The sequence below is a fragment of the Burkholderia sp. Bp8963 genome, assembly GCF_003854275.1.
GTDB lineage: Bacteria > Pseudomonadota > Gammaproteobacteria > Burkholderiales > Burkholderiaceae > Burkholderia.
In genome coordinates this window covers 35068-57736 of the sequence record NZ_QTQP01000020.1, presented here as the reverse complement: position 1 = coordinate 57736, position 22669 = coordinate 35068, and the positions used below count along the sequence as shown (strand labels likewise).

Genomic DNA, 22669 nt, shown 5'->3' with positions numbered 1-22669 from the left:
CGCACGGTACGACAGGGGGAACTTAGTCGAAGCGCCCCGTCCGCGCCATTTCCATCAGGCGCGCGATGCGCTCCTCGGTGGCCGGGTGCGTCGAGAACAGGTTCTGCAGGCCGCCGCCGTGCAGCGGGTTCATGATCATCATCTGCGCGGTGGCCGGATGCTCCTCGGCCGCCGGGAACGGAATGCCCGCCGCGTAGCGGTGGATCTTGTCGAGCGCCGACGCGAGCGCCTGCGGATCGCCGGAAATCTGCGCACCACCGCGATCGGCCTCGAATTCGCGCGCCCGCGAGATCGCCATCTGGATCAGCGCGCCCGCGATCGGCGCGAGCAGCGCGACCGCGATGCCGGCGATCGGGTTGGCCGGACGGCCGTTCTCGTCGCGACCGCCGAAGAACATCGCGAAGTTCGCGAGTGCCGAGATCGCGCCCGCCATCGTTGCGGTGATCGTCGAGATCAGGATGTCACGGTGCTTCACGTGCGCGAGCTCGTGCGCCATCACGCCGCGCATCTCGCGCTCCGACAGCACGCGCAGGATGCCCGTCGTCGCCGCGACGGCCGCGTGTTCGGGGTTGCGGCCCGTCGCGAACGCGTTCGGCGCGTCTTCGTTGATCAGGTAGACGCGCGGCATCGGCAGGTTCGCGCGCGTCGCCAGCTCGCGCACCATCCGGTAGAACTGCGGCGCCGTGTTCTCGTCGACTTCCTGCGCGTTGTACATGCGCAGCACCAACTTGTCGGAGAACCAGTAAGAAAAGAAATTCATGCCGAGCGCGAACAGCAGCGCGATCGTCATACCGCGCGATCCGCCGATCATGCCGCCGATCACGATGAACAGGGCCGTGATCGCGGCCATCAGCATCGCCGTTTTGACCCAATTGAACATACGTCGACTCCTTATCCGAATGCGACTCCCGCCGGTTGCCTCACCCGGGCACGGCGAAAAATTGTAAGCGGTTTGTTAGATGAGTACGTATCGAAAAAATTCAATCTCAGCGCTGCGACGCCGCAAGCCGGAGGCCCAGCCCGACGAACGCGCTGCCGACCGTCCGGTCGAGCCACTTCCTGACGCCCGGCTTGCCGGAAAAACGGCGCGTCACGCTGCCCGCGACCCACGCGAGCATGCTGTTCCAGAGCGTGCTCATCACGACGAACACCCCGCCGAGGGTCAGGAACGCCAGCGCCTTGTGCGCGCTGTCGGCCGACACGAACTGCGGGAAGAAGGACACGAAGAACAGCACGACCTTCGGATTCAGCACGTTCGTCCAGAAGCCCTGCATGAACAGCTGGCGCAGCGGCTTCGCGGCCACGACCGGCGCAGCCGGTGCAGCGCCGGCCCCGGCAGCCTGCTTCGCGATGATCATCCGCACGCCCAGATAGATCAGGTACGCGGCCCCCACCAGCTTGATCACCGTGAACGCCGTGGCCGACGCGGCCAGCAGCGCGGTCAGGCCGAACGCGCACGCTAGCGCATGCACGCAGCAGCCGGCGGAGATGCCGAGCGCGGACATCAGCCCCGCGCCGCGCCCCTGCGCGACGCTGCGGCCGACGATATACGCGGTGTCGGGCCCCGGCGTGACGTTGAGCAGAAAAACCGCCAGCAGGAAGAAGCCGAAATGGGTAATGCCAAGCATGAAAACCTCGGAACCGGAGGAGCGCACAGAAATTCTACGCGCGCCCGCCGTGTGGCGCGACTCGGCCGTCCGGCCGATTGCGCACCTGCGGCGGGCCGCGTCAAATGGCGCTCAGGACGCGTCGGAAAGCGTGAACCGCTGGCCTGCGGCGAGCGGCGAGCCGGCCAGAAATTCGCGTGCCGGCAGCCGCTTGCCGCCCGGCTTCTGCAGCTGGGTCACGCGCAGCGCGCCCGTGCCGCATGCAACGACGACGCCATCCTGCCCCGCGTCGACGATCGTGCCGGGCACCGCGTCGCCGCGCGCCGCGACGGGTTCCGCCGCCCACAGCTTGAGCGCCGCTCCGTCGAGCGTCGCGACACCGCCCGGAAACGGGTCGAACGCGCGCACCTGGCGCGCCAGCACGTCCGCGGGCTTGCGCCAGTCGAGCACGGCCTCGTGCTTGCCGATCTTTTCCGCATAGGTCACGCCGGCGGCCGGCTGCGGCGTCGACGGCAGGCTGCCGGTGCGTTCGAGTTGCACCAGTGCATCGACGATGAGCCGCGCGCCTTCGGCGGCGAGCTTGTCATGCAGCGTCGCGGTCGTGTCGTCGGGCGCAATCGCCACGCGCGCTTCGTGCAGCATCGCGCCGGTATCGAGCCCGGCATCCATCTGCATCAGCGTGACGCCCGTCTCCGCATCGCCTGCCTCGATCGCGCGATGGATCGGCGCCGCGCCGCGCCAGCGCGGCAGCAACGATGCGTGGATGTTGATGCAGCCGTGGCGCGGAATGTCGAGCACCTCCTGCGGCAGCAGCAGGCCGTAGGCGGCGACCACCATCACGTCGTGCGGGGTCGCGCGCAACAGCTCGATCGCTTCCGCCGCCTCGGCCGGATACTTGCCCGCGCGGCGCAGCGACGGCGGCTGGGCGACGGGCATCCCATGCTCGACGGCATGGCACTTCACGGCGCTCGCCTGCAGCTTCATCCCGCGCCCGGCGGGGCGGTCCGGCTGCGTGAGGACGAGCGGCACCGGAAATCCGGCCGCGTGGATCGCGGCGAGCGCGGCCGCGGCGAATTCCGGCGTGCCGGCAAAAATGACGCGCAACGAATGTGTCATGTCAACGATCGGGATCAGGCAGGGCGAACGCGCGTCACATCGCGCGTTCGAGTTTCTTCATCTTCGACTTGATACGGCTCTGCTTGAGCGTCGACAGGTATTCGACGAACACGCGGCCCATCAGGTGATCCATCTCGTGCTGGATGCATACGGCCAGCAGGCCCTCGCAGTCGAGCTCGAACGTCTCGCCCTTTTCATTGAGCGCGCGCACACGCACGCGGTCCGGACGCTCGACTTCGTCGTAGACGCCCGGTACCGACAGGCACCCTTCCTCGTAGATCTTCTTCGCGTCGCTCGACCAGACGAGCTCGGGATTGATGAAGGCGCGCAGTTCGCTCTTGTCCTCGGAGATGTCGATCACGATCACGCGCTCGTGCACGTCGACCTGCGTCGCGGCAAGGCCGATGCCCGGCGCGGCATACATGGTCTCGGCCATGTCGGCGACGAGCTTGCGGATCCGGTCGTCGACCTGGTCGACCGGCTTGGCGACCTTGTGCAGCCGCTTGTCGGGGTAATGAAGAATGTTGAGCAAAGCCATGGTTCGGTAATCGGTGGGGCGGCTCGTCGCGTCGGCCATCCGGCCAGCTGGCGCAGCCGCCAGGATGCAAAGAAGATGAGGCGGATACACGGCGTATCAACGCTCGCGGATCGCGCCTCCTGCAACCGGCCGCACGCCTGCGCGCGGCCTCTCGAGTTATTTCGGATGATGAAAATTTTAACATGGCGACACGCGGCCCGCTGGCCGCTGCGCTCCAAGGGGCTCTCATGTCGCCGCAAGCGCTGAGCGTCGCCGAACTGCGCGCATGGCTGCGGCTCGCGGACGCGCCCGGCCTGAGGCCCGCCGTGCTGCGCGTATTGCTCGATGCGTTCGGCTCGCCGGCCGCGCTGCTCGACGCACCGGACGACGCGCTCGCCGCGGCGAGCAGCCCGGCGGCCGCGCAAGCGGTGCGGGACAGCCTGCGGGACGATCTCGACGCACGCACCGACGCGACGCTCGCGTGGCTCGATGCGCCAGGCAACCGCATCGTCACGTTCGGCGACCCGGCCTACCCGCCGCGGCTCCTCGACCTGCACGATCCGCCGCCGCTGCTATATGTAAAGGGCCGGGTTGCGCTGCTGCACGCGCGCAGTATCGCGATCGTCGGCAGCCGCCACGCGACGCCGCAGGGGCTCGCCGACGCGACGCACTTCGCGCGCGTGCTGGCCGACGCGGGGCTCGCGATCATTTCCGGCCTCGCACTCGGGATCGACGGCGCTGCGCACCGAGGCGGGCTGGACGGACGGTCGGGCACCATCGCGGTGATCGGCACCGGCGCCGACCTCGTCTACCCCGCGCGGCATCGCGCGCTCGCGCACGAAATCGCCGCACACGGCGCGATCGTGTCGGAATGGCCGCTCGGCACGCCGGGCCGCGCATCGCACTTTCCGCAACGCAACCGGCTGATCGCCGCGCTGGCGAGCGGCGTGCTCGTCGTCGAGGCCGCGCCGCGCTCCGGCTCGCTGATTACAGCGCGGCTCGCGAACGAAATGGGGCGCGATGTGTTCGCGGTGCCGGGTTCGATCCATGCACCGCTCGCGCACGGATGTCACGCGCTGATCCGCGACGGCGCGAAACTCACCGCGACGCCTGACGACGTTCTCGACGAATACGGGCTGAGCGAATGGTCACGCGGCGCACCGGGCAACGCGGAAACGGATGCCGCGACAGCCATCGGTTCATCTGCCGGTGTTGGTGCGGATGCCGATGCGGGGCCAAACCTGGCCTCCGTGACCGACACAAACTCCCCCGCAGACGGCGGCACCAGGCCGTCCGCCACGCCCGCCTTATGCGGCAAAACCGAGCAACTCGTCCTCGCCGCACTGGGGTATGACCCCGTTACCTACGAGTGGCTGGCCGAGCACACCGGCCTGTCCGACGACGCCCTCCACTGCGCGCTTCTCGCGCTCGAACTGGCCGGCCGCGTCGCCAGCGTGCCGGGCGGCCGCTTCGCCCGGCTCGACGCGGCGGCCACCCCACCCGCGCGCGGCGTGCTACATTCCCGCGCATAGGGGCGGCCGAGCCGCCCGCCGACCTGCAAGGAAACCCATGCCCGCGCTGAATCTCGACACCGACGCGGATCGTATCGCCGAGCGCCTGCGCCATCCCGATACGCTGCTCGTCGCCTGCCTGTGCGCCGAATGGTGCGGCACGTGCCGCGACTACCGTACAGCCTTCGACCAGCTCGCCGACACGCATCCCGACATGTGCTTCGCGTGGATCGACATCGAAACGCATGCCGACCAGCTCGACGATCTCGACGTCGAGAATTTCCCGACGATCCTGATCGAGGACGCCAACGCCGCGCGCTTCTTCGGCACGGTGCTGCCGCACGCGGCCATCGTCGACCGGATGCTGTCCGACCTGACCGCGCTGCCAGGCGTGCCGCATGCACCGAAATTGCGCAACATCCTGAACGTCGAGGCCTGAGCCGTATGCCGGCGCAGCGGTATTTCGCACGAAAGCGCATCCCGCCGCGCCGCACGCTTGCCGCCGTCACGGCCCCCCACTATGATGAGCCGCTTTTTGCACGCCGAGCCGCCGTCACGGCGCCGTGTGCTATAAAGCCGTCGTAAAAGGGACCCACAACCGGCACACCCGGTCTACCAACACACACAGTCATGTCCAAAGCTCTGATCATTGCGGAAAAGCCTTCTGTCGCGAACGACATCGCGCGCGCTTTGGGTGGCTTTACCAAGCATGACGAATACTACGAGAGCGACGAGTACGTCCTGTCGTCCGCTGTCGGCCACCTGCTGGAAATCGCTGCCCCGGAGGAATACGAGGTCAAGCGCGGCAAGTGGAGCTTCGCGCACCTGCCCGTCATTCCGCCGCATTTCGACCTGAACCCGATCGCGAAGAGCGAGTCGCGCCTCAAGGTGCTGACCAAGCTGATGAAGCGCAAGGACGTCGACCAGCTGATCAACGCATGTGACGCGGGGCGCGAAGGCGAGCTGATCTTCCGCCTGATCGTGCAGCACGCGAAGGCGAAGCAGCCGGTCCAGCGCCTGTGGCTGCAGTCGATGACCCCGCAGGCAATCCGCGACGGCTTCGCGCACCTGCGCAGCGATTCGGACATGCAGCCGCTCGCCGATGCCGCGCGCTGCCGCTCGGAAGCGGACTGGCTCGTCGGGATCAACGGCACCCGTGCGATGACCGCGTTCAACAGCAAGGGCGGCGGCTTCTTCCTGACCACCGTCGGTCGCGTTCAGACGCCAACGCTGTCGATCGTCGTCGAACGCGAAGAGAAGATCCGCCGCTTCGTCCCGCGCGACTACTGGGAAGTGAAGGCGGCGTTCGCATGCGCGGGCGGCTTCTACGAAGGCAAGTGGTACGACCCGAAATTCAAGCGCGACGAATTCGATCCGGAAAAGCGCGACTCGCGCCTCTGGAGCCTGCCCGCCGCCGAAACGATCGTCGCGGCCTGCCGCGACCAGGTCGGCACGGTCAGCGAGGAATCGAAGCCGTCGACGCAGCTGTCGCCGCTGCTGTTCGACCTGACGAGCCTGCAGCGCGAGGCAAACAGCCGCTTCGGCTTCTCCGCGAAGAACACGCTCGGCCTCGCGCAGGCGCTGTATGAAAAGCACAAGGTGCTGACCTACCCGCGTACCGACGCGCGCGCGCTGCCGGAAGACTACATTGCGACGGTCAAGTCGACGCTCGAGATGCTCAAGGAGAGCCACAACTACCTGCCGCATGCGAAGCAGGTGCTCGACAAGGGCTGGGTGAAGCCGAACAAGCGGATCTTCGACAACTCGAAGATCAGCGACCACTTCGCAATCATCCCGACGCTGCAGGCGCCGAAATCGCTGTCCGAGCCCGAGCAGAAGCTGTACGACATGGTCGTGAAGCGCTTCCTCGCCGTGTTCTTCCCGGCCGCGGAATACCGCGTCACGACGCGGATCACCGAAGTCGTCGGCCATCACTTCAAGACCGAGGGCAAGGTACTCATCGAGCCGGGCTGGCTGCAGGTGTACGGCCGCGACGCCGAAGGCGCGGACGCCAACCTCGTGCCGGTGCAGAAGGACGAGAAGGTGAAGACGGACGAGATTGCCGCGGTCGCGCTCGTGACGAAACCGCCTGCTCGCTACTCGGAAGCGACGCTGCTCTCCGCGATGGAAGGCGCGGGCAAGCTGGTCGAGGACGACGAGCTGCGCGAGGCGATGGCCGCGAAGGGGCTCGGCACGCCGGCCACGCGCGCGGCGATCATCGAAGGCCTGCTCGGCGAGAAATACCTCGTGCGCGAAGGCCGCGAGCTGATTCCGACCGCGAAGGCATTCCAGCTGATGACGCTGCTGCGCGGGCTCGGCGTGAAGGAACTGACCGCGCCGGAACTCACCGGCGAATGGGAATACAAGCTGTCGCAGATGGAACGCGGCAACCTCGGGCGCGACGCGTTCATGCAGGAAATCGCCCGCATGACGCAGCAGATCGTCAAGCGCGCGAAGGAATACGATTCCGACACGATCCCCGGCGATTACGCGACGCTCGAGACGCCGTGCCCGAACTGCGGCGGCCAGGTTAAGGAAAACTACCGCCGCTTCGCGTGCACGAAGTGCGAATTCTCGATCTCGAAGATCCCGGGCAGCCGGCAGTTCGAGATCGCGGAAGTCGAGGAGCTGCTGCAGAAGAAGGAAATCGGCCCGCTGTCCGGCTTCCGCAGCAAGATGGGGCGGCCGTTCTCGGCGATCCTGAAGCTGTCGTTCGACGACGAGACGAAGAACTACAAGCTCGAGTTCGATTTCGGCCAGGACCAGGGCGGCGAGGAAGGCGAAGCGCCGGACTTCTCCGCACAGGAGCCGGTCGGCGCATGCCCGAAGTGCAAGGGCCGCGTGTTCGAGCACGGGATGAGCTACGTATGCGAGCACTCGGTTGCAAACCCGAAGACTTGCGACTTCCGCTCGGGCAAGGTGATCCTGCAGCAGGAAATCACCCGCGAACAGATGGGCAAGCTGCTTGCCGACGGCCGCACCGACCTGCTGCCGAACTTCAAGTCGTCGCGTACGGGCCGCAACTTCAAGGCGTATCTCGTGAAGCAGCCGGACGGCAAGATCGGCTTCGAATTCGAGAAGAAGGAGCCGAAGGCGGCTGCCGCGAAGAAGACCGCGAAATCCTCGACAAAGGAAGCGGAAACGGTGACGGAAGGCGCAGAAGAGAAACCGGCGCCGGCTCGCAAGACCGCCGCGCGCAAGACGACGACGCGCAAGACCGGCTCGTAACGGCTGCATGCGCCAGCCCGGCGCGCGCCGCCGGGCCAGCCATAGAAAAACGCGGATCGATTGCTCGATCCGCGTTTTTTATTGTGCAGATGGTTCTTGATCCGCGTTTCTATTGTGTCGGCGTGGGTCGGTGGTTCGATCAGCACCCAGCGCCGCGCAGCATCAAAGCGGCGACGGTACCGCAACTCGCGTGCGCGGCGAACGCGGCAGGCGCGGCGACAGCGTCGGGTCGGCCCCTTCAGGCTGCTCGGCGCGCGCCTCGACACCGATCGGCGCGACCGCGACGCCCTGCGCCGCCCATTGCTCGCCCATCATCGCATCGGTCGAATGGCTGAAATACTCGACGAGGTGGTCGATGAAGGTCCGCACCTTGGCCGGCAAATGACGCCGGCTCGGGTACGCGATATTGATCTCGACCTGCGGCAGGCGGAAATCGGGCAACAGCCGCACGAGCGCGCCGCGCGCGATGTCGCTGCCGATCAGATAGCTCGGCAGGATCGCGACACCCATGCCAAGCAGCGCGAACTGGCGCAGCATCGCGGTGTTGTTCGCGACGATCACGTTGGTCGGCCGCACCCGCACTTCGCCATCCGGCCCTGTAAACACCCGCTCGTCGCCCCAGTATTCGGTCGGCAGGCTCAGGCTCGGGTGCTCAGCGAGTTGCTCCGGATGGGTCGGCACGCCGTGCTTTTCCAGATAGCTCGGCGTCGCGCAGACGGTCATGCAGCCGGTGGTAAGCCGCCGCGTGACGATGCTTGCGCTGCGCATCTGGCGCGTGACCACGATACCGACGTCGAAGCCTTCCTCGACGAGGTCGACCTGCCGGTCGACGAGCGTCAGATCCGGCACGACTTTCGGGAAGTTCTCCGTGTAGGACTGCAGCACGGGCGCGAGGTTGTGCAGGCCAAACACGACCGGCGCGACGATGCGCAGCGTGCCGACCGGCTCGTGATTGCGCGCGACGACCATCTGCTCGACATCCTCGAGTTCATCGAGGATCTGGCGCGCGCGCTCCAGATAGACCTGACCGGACTCCGTCAGCGAGAGGCTGCGCGTGGTGCGATTGAGCAAGCGCGTGCCGAGACGGCCTTCCAGATCGGCGACGTGACGTGTCGCAACCGCGTTGGAGATATCCATTGCACTCGCGGCCCGCGCGAAACTGCCGAGATCCGCAACCTTGACGAACACTCGCATCGACTGCAAATGATCCATAAACGACTCCTGCCGCTGTTACTGCTTCAAAAAGATCTAGCAAATGCGTAATTCTCCTACGACAGCGGAATTGGTGCAGAGTTGCTGACCAAGCCCCCAATATCCGAAAAAAACAGTCAATCTTCCTCGGGATACGTGGATGATTGACCTAATTGTTCTTATATCAGCAACAATTGGGTGAACCTCGTCGATGAAGTGGCGGATTCAGAAAGGACGTGTTTGATGCGACACGGCATCGCGGCGGCGGCCGGCCGCGCAAGACCTGCGTCAGGGCAGGCCTGGCGCCAATTGCGGCGGGGCGTAACAACCTGTTAAAAAGACACCATGCGGCCGTTCGACATAGCATCATGTCGGCCCCGGCCGGGCGGGGACGATGCACGACGCGCCGTCACTGCCCCTGATTCAACGCGCGACTCCCGCTCACCATGAAAATTGCCATCCTCGACGACTACCAGGACGCCGTCCGCAAGCTGAACTGCTTCCAGATGCTCGCCGACCACGACGTGAAGGTCTTCAACAACACGGTACGCGGCCTGGGGCAGCTCGCCAGCCGCCTGGCGGAAGTCGAAGCGCTCGTGCTGATTCGCGAACGCACGCCGATCTCGTCGCAACTGCTCTCGAAGCTGCCGCATTTGCGCATGATCAGCCAGACCGGTCGCATCGGGACCCACATCGATCTTGAAGCGTGCACCGATCGCGGCATCGCGGTGCTCGAAGGGTCGGGTTCGCCGATCGCGCCCGCCGAGCTGACCTGGGCGCTGATCATGGCCGCCCAGCGCCGGATTCCGCAGTACGTCGCGAACCTGAAACAGGGCGCGTGGCAGCAGTCGGGCCTGAAGACGTCCGCAATGCCGCCGAACTTCGGCCTCGGCCAGGTGCTGCGCGGCCAGACGCTCGGCATCTGGGGGTACGGAAAGATCGGCCGGCTCGTCGCCGGCTACGGCAAGGCGTTCGGGATGAACGTGCTGGTGTGGGGCCGCGAGCACTCGCTCGAGGCGGCGCGCGCGGACGGCTACACCGCGGCCGACAGCCGCGAGGCGCTGTTCGAGCAGAGCGACGTGCTGTCGCTGCACCTGCGCCTGCACGACGACACGCGCGGGATCGTCAAGCAGGACGACCTGATGCGGATGAAGCCGACGTCGCTGCTCGTCAACACGAGCCGTGCCGAACTGCTCGAGGAGAATGCGCTCGTCAACGCGCTGTCGCACAACCGGCCGGGGATGGTCGCGATCGACGTGTTCGAGAGCGAGCCGATCCTGCAGGGCTACAGCCTGCTGCGGATGGAGAACGTGATCTGCACGCCGCACATCGGCTACGTCGAACGGGAAAGCTACGAGCTGTACTTCAGCGCGGCATTCAAGAACATCCTCGCATTCGACCAGGGCGACATGTCGAACGTCGCCAACCCGGAAGCGCTGACCCCGATCCGCAAGCGCTGACCGCCTCCCGGCCGCGCCTGCTGCGGCCGCAGCGTCAGCCGGGCCGCAGCGTCAGCCAACCGGCCCGCGCGTCATCGCGGCGACGCGGGTGAGGAAATGCTCGCCGTCGCGCCGGCCGAGATCGTACGCGTGCCGCATCTGCGACGGGCTCGTGTAGTCCCAGCTCGAAATCGGTACCTTGCTCGACGGCTGCACGTACAGGCGCTGCTGGTCGCCGTGCGCGACCGTGAACATCTGCGGACGCGGGTACAAGCGGGTGACGAGCACCAGCACATGCCCCGGCGACGCGTCGAGCGCGTCGACCGGCACGTTGTCGACCATCCCGCCGTCGAGCACCGGCCGGCCGTTACGCCGCAAGACCGGCGTAAACGGCGGCGTGCACGACGACTGCAGGATCAGGTCGGCCAGCTCCTCGACCCGCGTGCATGCCTGTGCGCGCACGAATTCCGGCCGGAACCCGAGCGTGCGGCCAAGCGTCGGGTGCAGCGTCTTGCGCACGTACTTCTCGATGTTGTACGCGACGAGGCCCGCAGCGACCGCGCTGCGCGCGCCAAGCCAGCGCGGCACGTGCGACACGCCGATGCGGATCTCGGGCGCGTCATGGAGTTTCGCGAACGGCTCGCCGTAGATGTCGAGCAGCGCCTGCCGGTAGATCCGGTAATGCGGAAACACCGGCTCGCGGCCGAACAGGTTGCCCCAGTACGCGTTCTTCCGGTTGTGACGCAGCGCCTGTTCGTAATAACGCATCACCCACGCGGCGTCGCGCGTATACAGCATGCAGGCCGTCGCGGCGCCGGCCGAGATGCCGGTGATCACGCGTGGCCGCAACGCAAGCGCGGGCTGTGCGACGTCCCAGAAGCCCGCCTGCCACCAGCAGCGGTTGCCACCGCCGGCAAACACGATCTGGTCGAACATCGGCGACGCTCAGCCGACGAGCGCGTACGTCGACGTCGCGTGAACGGCCATCTTGCCGTCTTCGTCGAACAGTTCGACCTCGCCGAACACCAGATTGCGGCCCATCCGCAGCACGCGCGCGGTGACGAGCACGTCACCCTTGCGCACCGGGCGCATGAAGTTCGTGTTCAGCGACACCGTCGTCATCGGCCGGAACTCGCCGAGCACGGACGAGATCGCGACCACCATCGCGGTATCGGCGGCGGCCGTGAACACCTGGCCGCAGATCACGCCGCCGGAGTGGCGAAATTCACCGGAAAAAGGCAAACGCAACGTAACGCCGTCGTCGGCGATCGATACGGGCACCAGACCGAGCGAGCGGACCCACGGGGCCAGCAACCGGTCCAGCAATTCGCGGACTGCATTTTCGTCCATCTTCGAATATCCAGGAAATGTTGCGCGACCGCCGCGCAACAAGCGTGGACGTCATCATACCGGGAGCACGGAAACTGCGATGCCCGGCTGCGCCTCCAACCGCCCCGCACGTCGATGACGAAATATTTTTGGGAAATTCGCAGAAAGTACTTGCCAGCCGCCAAAAACCCGTGCATAATTTCTTTTCTGTTGGGGGCGTTAGCTCAGTTGGTAGAGCAGCGGACTCTTAATCCGTAGGTCGAGTGTTCGAGTCACTCACGCCCCACCAGGAATTCCAAAGGCCGGTCAGCGCAAGCTGACCGGCCTTTTCCTTTTGCACGTCCGGCAGGCGTTGCGATCCCTTCGCAACACCCAGAGCGACTTCCATCAGGAACCGCTCCGATCGTGATCGACTCGCCACCTTCTTCGTCGCCCGGACAACCCGTATCCCCTGGAAGTTCATGACCCGCCTATTCGGGTTCGGGATCTGCTCCGACGCAGCTGCGAATCTGCGCGCAACTATCCATACCTTCCGTTGAGCGCTCCGCCATCGGAGTTACTGATTCTCCATACGAAAACGCACCGCGACACGTCCGCTTTGCCCGTCTCGAACCGCCCCACGACGACCCGTTACCACCCGTTACAAAAGCGACAACGCCGTATCACCCGCCGCGCACGCGCTACGTACCATGGAGCCAAGGTGAACTGATTGCTCGCGAGCCGGTACGGCCGCGAACGGAGCGAAGGAAAATGAAGCGAATCCTGTTGTCCGGCGCCCTCGGCGTCGTGACGGCCTGCCTGTCGGCAAGCGCGTTCGCGCATGCCGACATCGGCGTGTACCTCGGTGTGCCGGGACCGGTAATCGAGGCACCGCCGCCGGTCTACTACGAACCGCCGCCGCCGGTGGTGTACCAGCCGGCACCGGTCTACTACGGACCGTATTACGGCGGCTACCGCGATCGCCGCGAATGGCACGACCGTGGCTGGCATCGCGGCTGGCATCATCATCATCATCACGACGACGACGATTGATATGGCGCACGCGTCAACGAACCGCGCCGGCCTGACAGCCGGCGCGTTCGCGTCCCCTCCCGCTTAACCGCTTACCACGGCAGCGAATACGTCTTCGTATTCGTAAAGCTCTTCATCGCTTCCTGCACGCCTTCCTTGTAGCCAAGCCCCGAATCCTTCACGCCGCCGAACGGCGTCAGTTCGAGCCGATAGCCGGGCACTTCGCGCACGTTCACGCTGCCCACTTCCAGCTCGGTGATGAAGCGCGTGATGGTGTCGAAGCGGTTCGTGCAGATCGACGACGACAGCGCATAGTCGGTGCTGTTCGACATCCTGATCGCTTCGTCGATGTCCTTGAAGCGCATGATCGGCGACACCGGCCCGAACGTCTCGTACTTCACGAGCGGCATGTCCGGCGTCACGCGGTCGACGACGGTCGGCGAGTACAGCGCGCCGTCGCGCACGTTGCCGACCAGCAGCCGCGCGCCGCGCGCGATCGCATCGTTCACCTGCTGCTCGCAGAACCGCGCGGCGGCCTCGTCGATCACCGTGCCCATGTCGACCGACGGATCGGCGGGATTGCCGTACGACCACGCGCGCGTCTTCTCGACCACCAGCTCCGTGAAGCGGTCGGCCACCGCCTCGTGCACGAGCATCCGCTTGATCGCGGTGCAGCGCTGCCCGGAGTTCTTGTACGAACCCGATACCGCGAGCGTGCTCGCCTCGTCGAGGTCGGCGTCTTCCATCACGATGATCGGATCGTTGCCGCCGAGTTCGAGCACCGCGCGCCGATAGCCCATGCGTGACGCGATCGACTTGCCGATCGATACGCCGCCCGTGAACGTGATCAGGTCGATCGCGGGGTTCGTGATCAGCTCGTCGGCGATCTCCTTCGGGTCGCCGGTGACGACCTGCAGCATCTGCGGCGGCAGGCCCGCCTCGTACAGGATGTCCGCGAACAGGTAGCACGACAGCGGCACCTTCTCCGACGGCTTCACGACGATCCGGTTGTTGGTCGCGACCGACGGCACGACCTTGTGCGCGACCTGATTCATCGGATGGTTGAACGGCGTGATCGCCGAAATCACGCCGAGCAGCGGCTCGCGCTGCGTGTACACGCGGCGCTTCTTGCCGTGCGGCGTCAGATCGCATGAAAAGATCTGCCCGTCGTCCTTCAGCACTTCGCCCGCGCCGAACGTCAGCACGTCGGCGACGCGGCCCGCTTCGTACGTCGAGTCCTTGATGCACAGCCCCGCTTCGGCGGTGATCAGCCGCGCGATCTCCGCGGTGCGCGCCCGCACGATGTCGGCTGCACGACGCAGGATCGCCGCGCGATCATGGCGCGTCAGCGTCGGCCGGTACGCACGCGCCACGGCGAATGCGCGCCGCACGTCGTCGAGCGTTGCCTTCGGCACGGTGCCGACGAGCGAGCCGTCATACGGATTGCGCACGTCGATCACTTCATCGCGATGGATCCGTTCGCCGTCGATCCGCAATGCCTCGTGACGGATCTCGCTGACGTTCGTCGATGCTGCAATGGCGTTCATGAATGAGCCTCCTTCCGGATTCGTTCGCATCACTGAAGATGATTGAGCGCGATATCGATGATGTCGAAATTGCGCAGCCGCGCGCGGCCTGTCACGTCGGCGGCGACCGGCTTGCTGAAGATCAGCGGCACGATCTGCTCGGAAATCCCGCCATGCGAGCGCAGCGGCACGTCGAGGCCCGACAGGTCGTGCTTGACGGACCGCGTGCCGAGCACCACGTGCTGCTTCGAGATCACGATCAGGTCGCCCATCCGGTCCGGCGGCAACTCGAAGCGTGCGCAGCCTTCGGTGCGCGTCAGCACGACCTCGATGCCGTCGACGGCCGCGAGCCGCGCGCGCAACGCGTCGATATCGGCGGTATCGGGCACGTAGACGGTCGCGAACGAACCGAGCGCGCCGTGGTGCACGACGTACGGATCGGTGATCGGCAGGATCACGCGCGCCGCGTCTTCGCCGAGCCAGTCGTCGAACAGCTCCTGCAGGTAGATCACGTTCGGCTCGCCTGCGTCGTCGTGCTTGTCGTTCATCCCGTGATCGGCCGTGATCGCGACGATTGCGCCGAGCTCGTCGAGCCGCTTCAGGTAGCGGTCCATCATCTCGTAGAACGCGTTCGCGCCGGGCGTGCCGGGCGCGCACTTGTGCTGCACGTAGTCGGTGGTCGACAGGTACATCAGGTCGATCGGGCGCGTCTCGAGCAGGCGCACGCCGGCGGCGAACACGAACTCCGACAGATCCGCGCTGTACACGCTCGGCACCGGCTTGCCGACCAGCTCGAGCACGTTGTCGATGCCGTTCTCGTCGATCGTCGCCTCGTCGGCCTTCTCCGATGAGAAGCAGATGCCGTTCAGCCCCTTGCCGAGCAGGCGGCGCAGCTTGTCCTTCGCGGTCACCACCGCGACGCGCGCGCCCTGTTCGGCGAACGTCGCGAGCACGGTCGGCGCAACGAGGTACTTCGGGTCGTTCATCAGCACCTCGGTGCCGCTGTCGCGATCGTAGAAGTAATTGCCGCTTATCCCATGCACCGACGGTGGCACGCCTGTCACGATCGACAGGTTGTTCGGGTTCGTGAAGCTCGGCACCACGCATTCGCCCTTCAACGCGGTGCCAGGCTTCAGCAGCGTGCGCAGGAACGGCGCGACGCCGGCCTCGGCGGCCATCTCCAGATATTCATAGGCGCAGCCGTCGACGCAGACGACCACCACGGGCCGGCTCATCCAGTTGTAGCGGCGGCCGTTCACTTCCACGGATACAGGCGTTTCAGTCATGACGTTCAGTCCTTTCGTTCGAAGAGGGGTTGAGTCGTCGGCGCCCGCGCCGCGCCGATGGGGGTGTTTTCCATGCTTGACATTAAAATGGATGATTTGTAGATTGTCAACAACATGCAGAGAACAGAAAGCAAAACACGGTTGCGCAAAGAGGGCTGGTCACCACTCATCCGCCGCGTCCCGCGGCGCCACAGTCAAGGGGTCTGAAGATGAACGAAGTGCCGGTAAGCAAGCGTTTCAAAACGTGGGCAGCGGGTGCGGCCCGTTGCGCGCTCGTCGCGTCGGTCGCCACGGTCGCCACGGTCGCGCTCGGCGTCGCGCACGCGGCGCACGCGAAGACGTCGCTGCTCGTCTACACCGCGCTCGAGGACGAGGCGATGAAGCCCTACAAGGACGCGTTCGAGAAAGCGAACCCGGACATCGAGATTCGCTGGGTGCGCGACTCGACCGGCTCGGTCACTGCGAAGCTGCTCGCCGAGAAGAACAATCCGCGTGCGGACGTCGTGCTCGGCCTCGCCGCGTCGAGCCTCACGCTGCTCGACCTGCAGGGGATGCTGATGCCGTACACGCCGAAGGGCTTCGACCAGCTCACGCGCAAGTACAGCGACGCGAACACGCCGCCGCACTGGGTCGGCATGGATGTATGGGGCGCGACGATCTGCTACAACCGCGTCGCCGCGCAGGCGAAGAACATTCCGAAGCCGACGTCGTGGGAGGACCTGACGAAGCCGGTCTACAAGGGCGCGATCGTGATGCCGAGCCCCGTGTCGTCCGGCACCGGCTACCTCGACGTGACCGCGTGGCTGCAGACCTTCGGCGACGACCGCGGCTGGAAGTTCATGGACGCACTCGACAAGAACGTCGCGCAATACGTGCACTCGGGCTCGAAGCCTTGCACGCTCGCCGGCACCGGCGAATTCCCGATCGGCATCTCGTTCGAGTTCCGCGGCCACGAGCTGCAGGCGCAGGGCGCGCCGATCGACCTGATCTTCCCGAAGGAAGGGCTCGGCTGGGACATGGAAGCGACCGCGATCATGAAGACCACGAAGCAGCCCGATGCCGCGAAGAAGCTCGCCGACTTCATGGCGAGCAAGGACGCGAACGCGATCACCGCGCGCTGGTGGGCAATCGTTGCGTATCCGGGCATCGCGAAGAAGCTGTCCGGCATCCCCGACAACTACGCGGACCTGCTCGTGAAGAACGACTTCACGTGGTCCGCGAAGAACCGCCAGTCGATCCTCGATACCTGGCAGAAGCGCTACGGAGCGAAGGCGCAGCAGTAAGGCCACGAACGGCGGCAAGGCGGCCACGCAGGCCGCCTTGCATCACCTTGCAACCGTCGAACCCGGCCCCAGGGCCACCCGCAGCGTGGAGGCGCGCATGGCACCTTATCTGAGCGTAGAACGCATCGAGAAGCGGTACAACGACACGCAGGTGCTCAGGGACATCAACCTGAGCGTAATGAAAGGCGAAATGATCTGCTTCCTGGGGCCGTCCGGCTGCGGGAAAACCACCCTGCTGCGGATCATCGCCGGGCTCGAATCGCAGAGCGCCGGCCACATCATGCAGGACGGCCGCGACATCTCGCGGCTGCCGCCGCAGCAGCGCGACTACGGGATCGTGTTCCAGTCGTACGCGCTGTTTCCGAACCTCACCGTCTACGACAACGTCGCGTACGGGCTCGTGAACCGCAGGATGAAGCGCGACGCGATCCACGAGCGCGTGCACACGCTGCTCGCGCTCGTCGGCCTGCCCGACAGCCACCGCAAGCATCCGAACCAGTTGTCCGGCGGCCAGCAGCAGCGCATTGCGCTCGCCCGTGCGCTTGCGACGTCGCCGGGCCTGCTGCTGCTTGACGAGCCGCTGTCCGCGCTCGACGCGCGCGTGCGCGTGCGGCTGCGCCAGGAGATCCGCGCGCTGCAGCAGCGGCTCGGCGTGACGACGATCATGGTCACGCACGATCAGGAAGAAGCGCTGTCGATGGCCGACCGGATCGTCGTGATGAACCACGGCGTGATCGAGCAGATCGGCACGCCGCTCGAGATCTACCGGCAGCCGGCGTCGCCGTTCGTCGCCGACTTCATCGGCAAGGTCAACACGATACCCGCCGAGGTGACGCACGACGGCACGCTGCGCGCAGGCGGCATCGGGCTTGACTACCGCTGCGGCAACGCGCGTCCCGCGCAGGGTTCGACGGTGTCGGTCTACGTGCGGCCGGAAGATCTCCGCATTCACGTGCCGGGCGATACGCCGGACAACCTGTTGAGCGGCCGCGTCGAAAAGCTCGAGTTCCTCGGCGCGTTCTGCCGCGTGAGCTTCCGGATCGACGGGCTCGACGGCCAGGAGATGGTCGCCGACCTGTCGTTCCACGAAGTCGACCGCACCGGCCTGCGCGAAGGCGCGCGTATCGATCTCGCGCTCGACCGCGAGCATGTCTGCGTGTTCTCGTCCGCCAAGGAGCGACTGCAATGAGTGCCGTGCTGACCGAGCGCCGCCGCGGCGCCCCCGCCCCTGCCCCTGCCGACGTGCGGCAGTTGACCCACTGGCACGACCGCGTCGCGCAGCTTGCATTGCTGACGATGGCCGCGCTGCTGTCGCTGTTCCTGCTGCTGCCGCTCGCGCTCGTCGTGCAGAAATGCTTCGTCGACGCGGACGGGCATTTCGTCGGCCTGCACAACTTCGCGCAGTATCTCGAAGACAGCGGCGTGCTGCGCTCAATGCTGCATTCGCTGACGGTCGGCGCGCTCGTCACGTCGATCGTCGTGCCGATGGCGTTCACATTCGCGTATGCGCTGACGCGCTCGTGCATGCCGCTGAAAAACGCGGCGCGTACGATCGCGCTGCTGCCGCTGCTCGCGCCGACGCTGTTGTCCGCCGTGTCGTTCATCTACTGGTTCGGCAACGCGGGGCTGCTGAAGCCGCTGCTGCACGGCCATTCGATCTACGGGCTGCCGGGCATCGTCGCGAGCATGGTGTACGCATCGTTCCCGCACGTGCTGATGATCCTCGTGACCGCGCTGTCGCTCGCCGACGGCCGGCTCTACGAAGCGGCCGACGCGATGGGCACGAGCCGCATACGCAAGTTCTTCACGATCACGCTGCCCGGCGCGAAATACGGGCTGATCAGCGCGACGATGGTGTCGTTCACGATGTGCATCAACGATTTCGGCGTGCCGGTCGTGATCGGTGGCTCGTACAACGTGCTGTCGACCGACATCTACAAGCTGATCATCGGCCTGCAGGACTTCAACCGCAGCGCGGTCGTGAGCCTGATGCTGCTGTTCCCGGCGCTGATCGCGTTCGGCATCGACTTTTTCATCCGCCGCCGCCAGCAGTCGCAGCTCGGCGCGCGCTCGACGCCATACCAGCCGAAGCCGTCGCGCGGCTTCGATCTCGCGATGCTCGCGTACTGCGGCGTCGTGTGCGCGTTCTTCGTCGCGGTGGTCGGGATCTCGGTGTTCGCGTCGTTCGTCAAGTTCTGGCCGTACCAGATGCGGCTCGGGCTGCAGCACTACGAGATGGGCCTGATCGCGGGCGGCATCTTCGACGCGTACAAGAACAGCCTGCGGATGGCGGCCACGGTCGCGATCGGCGGCACGATCGTCGTGTTCGGCAGCGCCTACCTGATCGAGAAGACCCGCGGCGCGCGCTGGCTGCGCGGCTTCATCAGCCTGTGCGCGATCCTGCCGATGGGCGTGCCGGGCCTCGTGCTCGGCATCAGCTACATCTTCCTGTTCAACGCGCCCGGCAATCCGCTGAACGGGCTGTACGGGTCGCTCGCGCTGCTCGCGATCGTCACCGTCGTCCACTACTACTCGTCGAGCCATCTGACCGCGGTCACCGCACTGCGCCAGATCGACAGCGAGTTCGAAGCGGTGTCGGCATCGCTGAAGGTGCCGTTCTACAAGACCTTCCTGCGCGTGACCGTGCCCGTGTGCCTGCCCGCGATCCTGCTGATCGCGCGCTACCTGTTCGTGAACGGGATGACGACCGTCTCGGCGGTCGCGTTCCTCTATTCGCCGGACACGCAGCCCGCGTCGGTCGCGATCCTGAACCTCGACGATGCCGGCCAGATCGGCCCGGCCGCCGCGATGGCGACGCTCGTGCTCGCGACCTCGTCGTGCGCGTGTCTGCTGTTCGCGTGCGTGTCGCACCGCCTGTTGCGCCGCACGCAGGCGTGGCGCAACCCGCATCGCCGCTGAATCCCCCACCGTATTCCCGTGACGTTTCGACTTCATCAAGGAGACACCATGACGCTCGCCGCCCAGCCCATCCTGCTCACCCCCGGCCCGCTGACGACTTCCGACCGCACGCGCGAAGCGATGCTGCGCGACTGGGGGTCGTGGGACAGCGACTTCAACGCGATCACCGCGCGCCTGCGCGAACGCATCCTGCAGATCGTGCACGGCGAAGGCACACATGAATGCGTGCCGCTGCAGGGCAGCGGCACGTTCTCGGTCGAAGCGGCAATCGGCACGCTCGTGCCGCGCAACGGCCACGTGCTCGTGCCGAACAACGGCGCGTACTGCCAGCGCATCGCGAAAATCTGCCGCGTGCTCGGCCGCACGCTGACGACGATCGACTACACCGAGGCATGCCGCGTCGACCCGGCCGACGTCGATCGCGCGCTGGCCGCGGACCCGGGCATCACACATGTCGCGCTCGTGCATTGCGAGACGGGCACCGGCGTGCTGAATCCGCTGCACGAGATCGCGAAGATCGTCGCGAAGCATGGCCGCGGGCTGATCGTCGACGCAATGAGCTCGTTCGGCGCGATCGACATCGACGCGCGCACGACACCGTTCGACGCGGTGATCGCGGCGTCCGGCAAGTGTCTCGAGGGCGTGCCGGGCATGGGTTTCGTGATCGTGAAGCGCAGCACGCTCGAACGCTGCGAAGGCAACAGCCATTCGCTGAGCATGGACCTGTACGATCAGTGGACGTACATGCAGCGCACGACGCAATGGCGCTTCACGCCGCCGACGCACGTCGTCGCCGCGCTCGACGCCGCGCTCACGCAGTACCTCGACGAAGGCGGGCTCGCCGCGCGCGGCGGCCGCTACGTGCGCAACTATCGCGCGCTGATCGACGGGATGATGGCGCTCGGCTTCCGCCCGTTCCTCGATGCGTCGGTGCAGGCGCCGATCATCGTCACGTTCCACGCGCCGGACGATCCGAACTACGACTTCAAGACGTTTTATCAGGAGGTCAAAAAGCGCGGCTACATTCTGTATCCGGGCAAGCTGACTGAGGTCGAGACGTTCCGCATCGGCTGCATCGGGCATTTCGGCGAAGCGGGCATTCCGGGCGCCGTCGCCGCGATCGCCGACACGCTGCGCGTGATGGGCGTGCGGCGGGTGTCCGCCGAAGCCGCGGCGTGATCTGCCGGGCCGCGCATCGGTTGCGATGCGCGGCCCGCCCTCCCGTTGATCCGGCCGTGCGCGACACGGCCGCTTTTCCATTCAAGCGAAACACGTGATGCGTCCCTTCTGGATCGAACAAGCGCTCTTCAACGACGGCGATCTCGCCCCCGCGCTGCAAGGTGCGGCGAAAGCCGACGTCTGCATCGTCGGCGGCGGGTTCACGGGGCTCTGGACGGCGATCCAGGCCAAGCAGCAGAACCCCGCGCTCGACATCGTTATACTCGAAGGCGACCTGTGCGGCGCGGGCGCGAGCGGCCGCAACGGCGGCTGCCTGCTCACGTGGTCCGCGAAATTCCTGACGCTGCGGCGCCTGTTCGGCGAGGCCGAGGCGGTGCGGCTCGTGAAGGCGTCCGAGGCGGCGGTGCAGCACATCGCCGAGTTCTGCCGCGCACACGGCATCGACGCGGAGCTGCGGCTCGACGGCACGCTGTACACGGCGACGTCGCCCGCGCAGGTCGGCACGCTCGCGCCGGTGCTCGACGCGCTCGCCGCGTGCGGGATCCACAGCTACGAGCCGCTGCCGCCGGCCGAAGTCGCGCGCCGCTCGGGCTCGGCGCGCAATCTCGACGGCGTGTATTCGCCGATCGCCGCGACCGTGCATCCGGGCAAGCTCGTGCGCGGGCTGCGCCGCGTCGCGCTCGCGATGGGCATCCGGATCCACGAGCGCACGCCGATGCTCGACTTCACGCCGGGCCCGCAGGTCGTCGTGCGCACGCCGGCCGGCAGCGTCACCGCCGGCAAGCTCGTGTTCGCGATCAACGCGTGGATGGCGAGCCGCTTCCCGCAGTTCGCGCGCACGATCGCGGTCGTGTCGAGCGACATGGTCATCACCGAGAAGTGTCCGGAGCTGCTCGCGAAGACGGGGCTCGCCGACGGTGTGTCGGTGCTCGATTCGCGGATCTTCGTGTACTACTACCGCAGCACGCCGGACGGTCGGCTGATGCTCGGCAAGGGCGGCAACACGTTCGCGTGGCGCGGGCGCATCGCGCCGGTGTTCGACCAGCGCTCGCCGTACGAGGCGCAGCTCACGCAGAGCCTGCGCGCGTTCTTCCCGTCGCTCGCCGGCGTGCCGATCACCGCGAGCTGGAACGGCCCGTCGGACCGCTCGGTGACGGGCTTTCCGTTCTTCGGCCGCCTCGACGGCGCACCGAACGTGTTCTACGGCTTCGGCTATTCGGGCAACGGCGTGGGGCCGACCTACATGGGCGGGCAGATCCTGTCGTCGCTCGTGCTCGATCTCGACAACGCGTGGACGCGCAGCCCGCTCACGCAGGGCCCGCTCGGACATTTCCCGCTGGAGCCGTTGCGCTATGTCGGCTCGCATGTGGTGCGCAACGCGATCCGTCGCAAGGAGCGCGCGGAGGACGCAAACCGGCAGCCGTGGATCGTCGATACGTGGCTGTCGAAGCTCGCGAGCGCGGCGGGGAAGGCGGACAAGGCGTAGGTGCGTCAGTCGTGCACCATGAACAAAGGGCGCTTCGCAGC

At 66.4% G+C, this 22669-nt stretch carries 19 protein-coding genes and 1 tRNA gene; 11 read left to right on the top strand and 9 right to left on the bottom strand.

Features of this window, described 5'->3' with window-relative positions; translation table 11 throughout:
* Positions 1–22: 22 nt before the first annotated feature.
* The 4 genes from htpX to def all read right to left on the bottom strand — a co-directional run bounded on the left by htpX (position 23) and on the right by def (position 3261).
* The gene (gene htpX, locus DID96_RS18460; RefSeq protein ID WP_124600719.1) at positions 23–880 is read right to left on the bottom strand and encodes a zinc metalloprotease HtpX; all 858 of its coding nucleotides are present in this window, start codon (positions 878–880) and stop codon (positions 23–25) included.
* A gap of 106 nt (positions 881–986) precedes the next feature.
* A complete protein-coding gene (locus tag DID96_RS18455) occupies positions 987–1628 on the bottom strand; it encodes a LysE family translocator (RefSeq protein WP_124600718.1) in 642 nt (213 codons plus the stop codon).
* Between the two features lie 111 nt (positions 1629–1739).
* Positions 1740–2723, bottom strand: coding sequence for a methionyl-tRNA formyltransferase (fmt, locus tag DID96_RS18450; RefSeq protein ID WP_124600717.1), 984 nt, complete (start codon positions 2721–2723; stop codon positions 1740–1742).
* 34 nt (positions 2724–2757) lie between these two features.
* Positions 2758–3261 (bottom strand): peptide deformylase, encoded by a 504-nt coding sequence (gene def, locus DID96_RS18445; RefSeq protein WP_124600716.1) that lies wholly within the window; start codon positions 3259–3261, stop codon positions 2758–2760.
* 182 nt (positions 3262–3443) lie between these two features.
* Between def and dprA the strand changes: the two genes are divergently transcribed.
* The 3 genes from dprA (at position 3444) to DID96_RS18430 (ending at position 7979) form a co-directional block, all read left to right on the top strand.
* Positions 3444–4772 (top strand): DNA-processing protein DprA, encoded by a 1329-nt coding sequence (gene dprA / locus DID96_RS18440; protein WP_124600715.1) that lies wholly within the window; start codon positions 3444–3446, stop codon positions 4770–4772.
* Positions 4773–4809: 37 nt separating this feature from the next.
* Positions 4810–5190, top strand: coding sequence for a thioredoxin family protein (locus DID96_RS18435; protein WP_124600714.1), 381 nt, complete (start codon positions 4810–4812; stop codon positions 5188–5190).
* A gap of 191 nt (positions 5191–5381) precedes the next feature.
* On the top strand, positions 5382–7979 hold the full coding sequence (locus tag DID96_RS18430) for a DNA topoisomerase III (RefSeq protein WP_124600713.1): 2598 nt from the start codon (positions 5382–5384) through the stop codon (positions 7977–7979).
* Positions 7980–8141: 162 nt separating this feature from the next.
* Here the strand turns inward: DID96_RS18430 and DID96_RS18425 are convergent, their stop codons facing one another.
* Complete coding sequence (locus DID96_RS18425) at positions 8142–9191, bottom strand: LysR family transcriptional regulator (protein ID WP_124600712.1); 1050 nt, start codon at positions 9189–9191, stop codon at positions 8142–8144.
* 425 nt (positions 9192–9616) lie between these two features.
* Here DID96_RS18425 and DID96_RS18420 point away from each other — a divergent pair, with 425 nt between their 5' ends.
* Positions 9617–10630, top strand: coding sequence for a D-2-hydroxyacid dehydrogenase family protein (locus tag DID96_RS18420; protein WP_124600711.1), 1014 nt, complete (start codon positions 9617–9619; stop codon positions 10628–10630).
* A gap of 51 nt (positions 10631–10681) precedes the next feature.
* Here DID96_RS18420 and DID96_RS18415 read toward each other — a convergent pair whose 3' ends face one another.
* Entirely contained in the window at positions 10682–11545 is an 864-nt protein-coding gene (locus DID96_RS18415; protein WP_124600710.1) for a patatin-like phospholipase family protein, read from the bottom strand.
* Between the two features lie 9 nt (positions 11546–11554).
* Complete coding sequence (locus DID96_RS18410) at positions 11555–11959, bottom strand: PaaI family thioesterase (protein ID WP_124600709.1); 405 nt, start codon at positions 11957–11959, stop codon at positions 11555–11557.
* 192 nt (positions 11960–12151) lie between these two features.
* Here DID96_RS18410 and DID96_RS18405 point away from each other — a divergent pair.
* Positions 12152–12227 (top strand) — tRNA-Lys (locus DID96_RS18405).
* 461 nt (positions 12228–12688) lie between these two features.
* Positions 12689–12970: a hypothetical protein gene (locus DID96_RS18400; RefSeq protein ID WP_124600708.1), complete on the top strand. Its 282-nt coding sequence runs from the start codon at positions 12689–12691 to the stop codon at positions 12968–12970.
* A 71-nt stretch (positions 12971–13041) separates the two neighbouring features.
* Here DID96_RS18400 and phnY read toward each other — a convergent pair whose 3' ends face one another.
* Both phnY and phnA read right to left on the bottom strand, forming a co-directional pair.
* Complete coding sequence (gene phnY, locus DID96_RS18395; protein WP_124600707.1) at positions 13042–14496, bottom strand: phosphonoacetaldehyde dehydrogenase; 1455 nt, start codon at positions 14494–14496, stop codon at positions 13042–13044.
* A 29-nt stretch (positions 14497–14525) separates the two neighbouring features.
* Positions 14526–15761 carry a phosphonoacetate hydrolase gene (phnA, locus tag DID96_RS18390; RefSeq protein ID WP_124600706.1) on the bottom strand — a complete coding sequence of 412 codons (1236 nt, stop codon included), beginning with the start codon at positions 15759–15761 and terminating at the stop codon, positions 14526–14528.
* 209 nt (positions 15762–15970) lie between these two features.
* Between phnA and DID96_RS18385 the strand changes: the two genes are divergently transcribed.
* The 5 genes from DID96_RS18385 to DID96_RS18365 all read left to right on the top strand — a co-directional run bounded on the left by DID96_RS18385 (position 15971) and on the right by DID96_RS18365 (position 22628).
* Positions 15971–17044, top strand: a complete 1074-nt coding sequence (locus DID96_RS18385) for a putative 2-aminoethylphosphonate ABC transporter substrate-binding protein (RefSeq protein WP_124600705.1) — start codon at positions 15971–15973, stop codon at positions 17042–17044.
* Between the two features lie 97 nt (positions 17045–17141).
* A complete protein-coding gene (locus DID96_RS18380; RefSeq protein WP_124600704.1) occupies positions 17142–18233 on the top strand; it encodes a putative 2-aminoethylphosphonate ABC transporter ATP-binding protein in 1092 nt (363 codons plus the stop codon).
* Positions 18230–19963, top strand: a complete 1734-nt coding sequence (locus DID96_RS18375) for a putative 2-aminoethylphosphonate ABC transporter permease subunit (RefSeq protein WP_124600703.1) — start codon at positions 18230–18232, stop codon at positions 19961–19963. Before DID96_RS18380 ends, DID96_RS18375 begins: the two co-directional genes overlap by 4 nt.
* A gap of 48 nt (positions 19964–20011) precedes the next feature.
* Complete coding sequence (locus DID96_RS18370) at positions 20012–21142, top strand: 2-aminoethylphosphonate--pyruvate transaminase (RefSeq protein WP_124600702.1); 1131 nt, start codon at positions 20012–20014, stop codon at positions 21140–21142.
* 97 nt (positions 21143–21239) lie between these two features.
* A complete protein-coding gene (locus DID96_RS18365) occupies positions 21240–22628 on the top strand; it encodes an FAD-dependent oxidoreductase (RefSeq protein ID WP_124600701.1) in 1389 nt (462 codons plus the stop codon).
* Positions 22629–22669 lie beyond the last annotated feature (41 nt).

Excerpts from the sequence above, each read along its gene's own strand:
- DID96_RS18385 (WP_124600705.1), top strand. The coding sequence starts at position 15,971 with ATGAACGAAGTGCCGGTAAGCAAGCGTTTCAAAACGTGGGCAGCGGGT.
- DID96_RS18430 (WP_124600713.1), top strand. The coding sequence starts at position 5,382 with ATGTCCAAAGCTCTGATCATTGCGGAAAAGCCTTCTGTCGCGAACGAC.
- fmt (WP_124600717.1), bottom strand. The coding sequence starts at position 2,723 with ATGACACATTCGTTGCGCGTCATTTTTGCCGGCACGCCGGAATTCGCC.
- phnA (WP_124600706.1), bottom strand. The coding sequence starts at position 15,761 with ATGACTGAAACGCCTGTATCCGTGGAAGTGAACGGCCGCCGCTACAAC.
- DID96_RS18425 (WP_124600712.1), bottom strand. The coding sequence starts at position 9,191 with ATGGATCATTTGCAGTCGATGCGAGTGTTCGTCAAGGTTGCGGATCTC.
- DID96_RS18455 (WP_124600718.1), bottom strand. The coding sequence starts at position 1,628 with ATGCTTGGCATTACCCATTTCGGCTTCTTCCTGCTGGCGGTTTTTCTG.
- DID96_RS18410 (WP_124600709.1), bottom strand. The coding sequence starts at position 11,959 with ATGGACGAAAATGCAGTCCGCGAATTGCTGGACCGGTTGCTGGCCCCG.
- def (WP_124600716.1), bottom strand. The coding sequence starts at position 3,261 with ATGGCTTTGCTCAACATTCTTCATTACCCCGACAAGCGGCTGCACAAG.
- DID96_RS18370 (WP_124600702.1), top strand. The coding sequence starts at position 20,012 with ATGACGCTCGCCGCCCAGCCCATCCTGCTCACCCCCGGCCCGCTGACG.
- DID96_RS18420 (WP_124600711.1), top strand. The coding sequence starts at position 9,617 with ATGAAAATTGCCATCCTCGACGACTACCAGGACGCCGTCCGCAAGCTG.
- DID96_RS18375 (WP_124600703.1), top strand. The coding sequence starts at position 18,230 with ATGAGTGCCGTGCTGACCGAGCGCCGCCGCGGCGCCCCCGCCCCTGCC.
- DID96_RS18400 (WP_124600708.1), top strand. The coding sequence starts at position 12,689 with ATGAAGCGAATCCTGTTGTCCGGCGCCCTCGGCGTCGTGACGGCCTGC.
- DID96_RS18365 (WP_124600701.1), top strand. The coding sequence starts at position 21,240 with ATGCGTCCCTTCTGGATCGAACAAGCGCTCTTCAACGACGGCGATCTC.
- dprA (WP_124600715.1), top strand. The coding sequence starts at position 3,444 with ATGGCGACACGCGGCCCGCTGGCCGCTGCGCTCCAAGGGGCTCTCATG.
- htpX (WP_124600719.1), bottom strand. The coding sequence starts at position 880 with ATGTTCAATTGGGTCAAAACGGCGATGCTGATGGCCGCGATCACGGCC.
- phnY (WP_124600707.1), bottom strand. The coding sequence starts at position 14,496 with ATGAACGCCATTGCAGCATCGACGAACGTCAGCGAGATCCGTCACGAG.
- DID96_RS18380 (WP_124600704.1), top strand. The coding sequence starts at position 17,142 with ATGGCACCTTATCTGAGCGTAGAACGCATCGAGAAGCGGTACAACGAC.
- DID96_RS18435 (WP_124600714.1), top strand. The coding sequence starts at position 4,810 with ATGCCCGCGCTGAATCTCGACACCGACGCGGATCGTATCGCCGAGCGC.
- DID96_RS18415 (WP_124600710.1), bottom strand. The coding sequence starts at position 11,545 with ATGTTCGACCAGATCGTGTTTGCCGGCGGTGGCAACCGCTGCTGGTGG.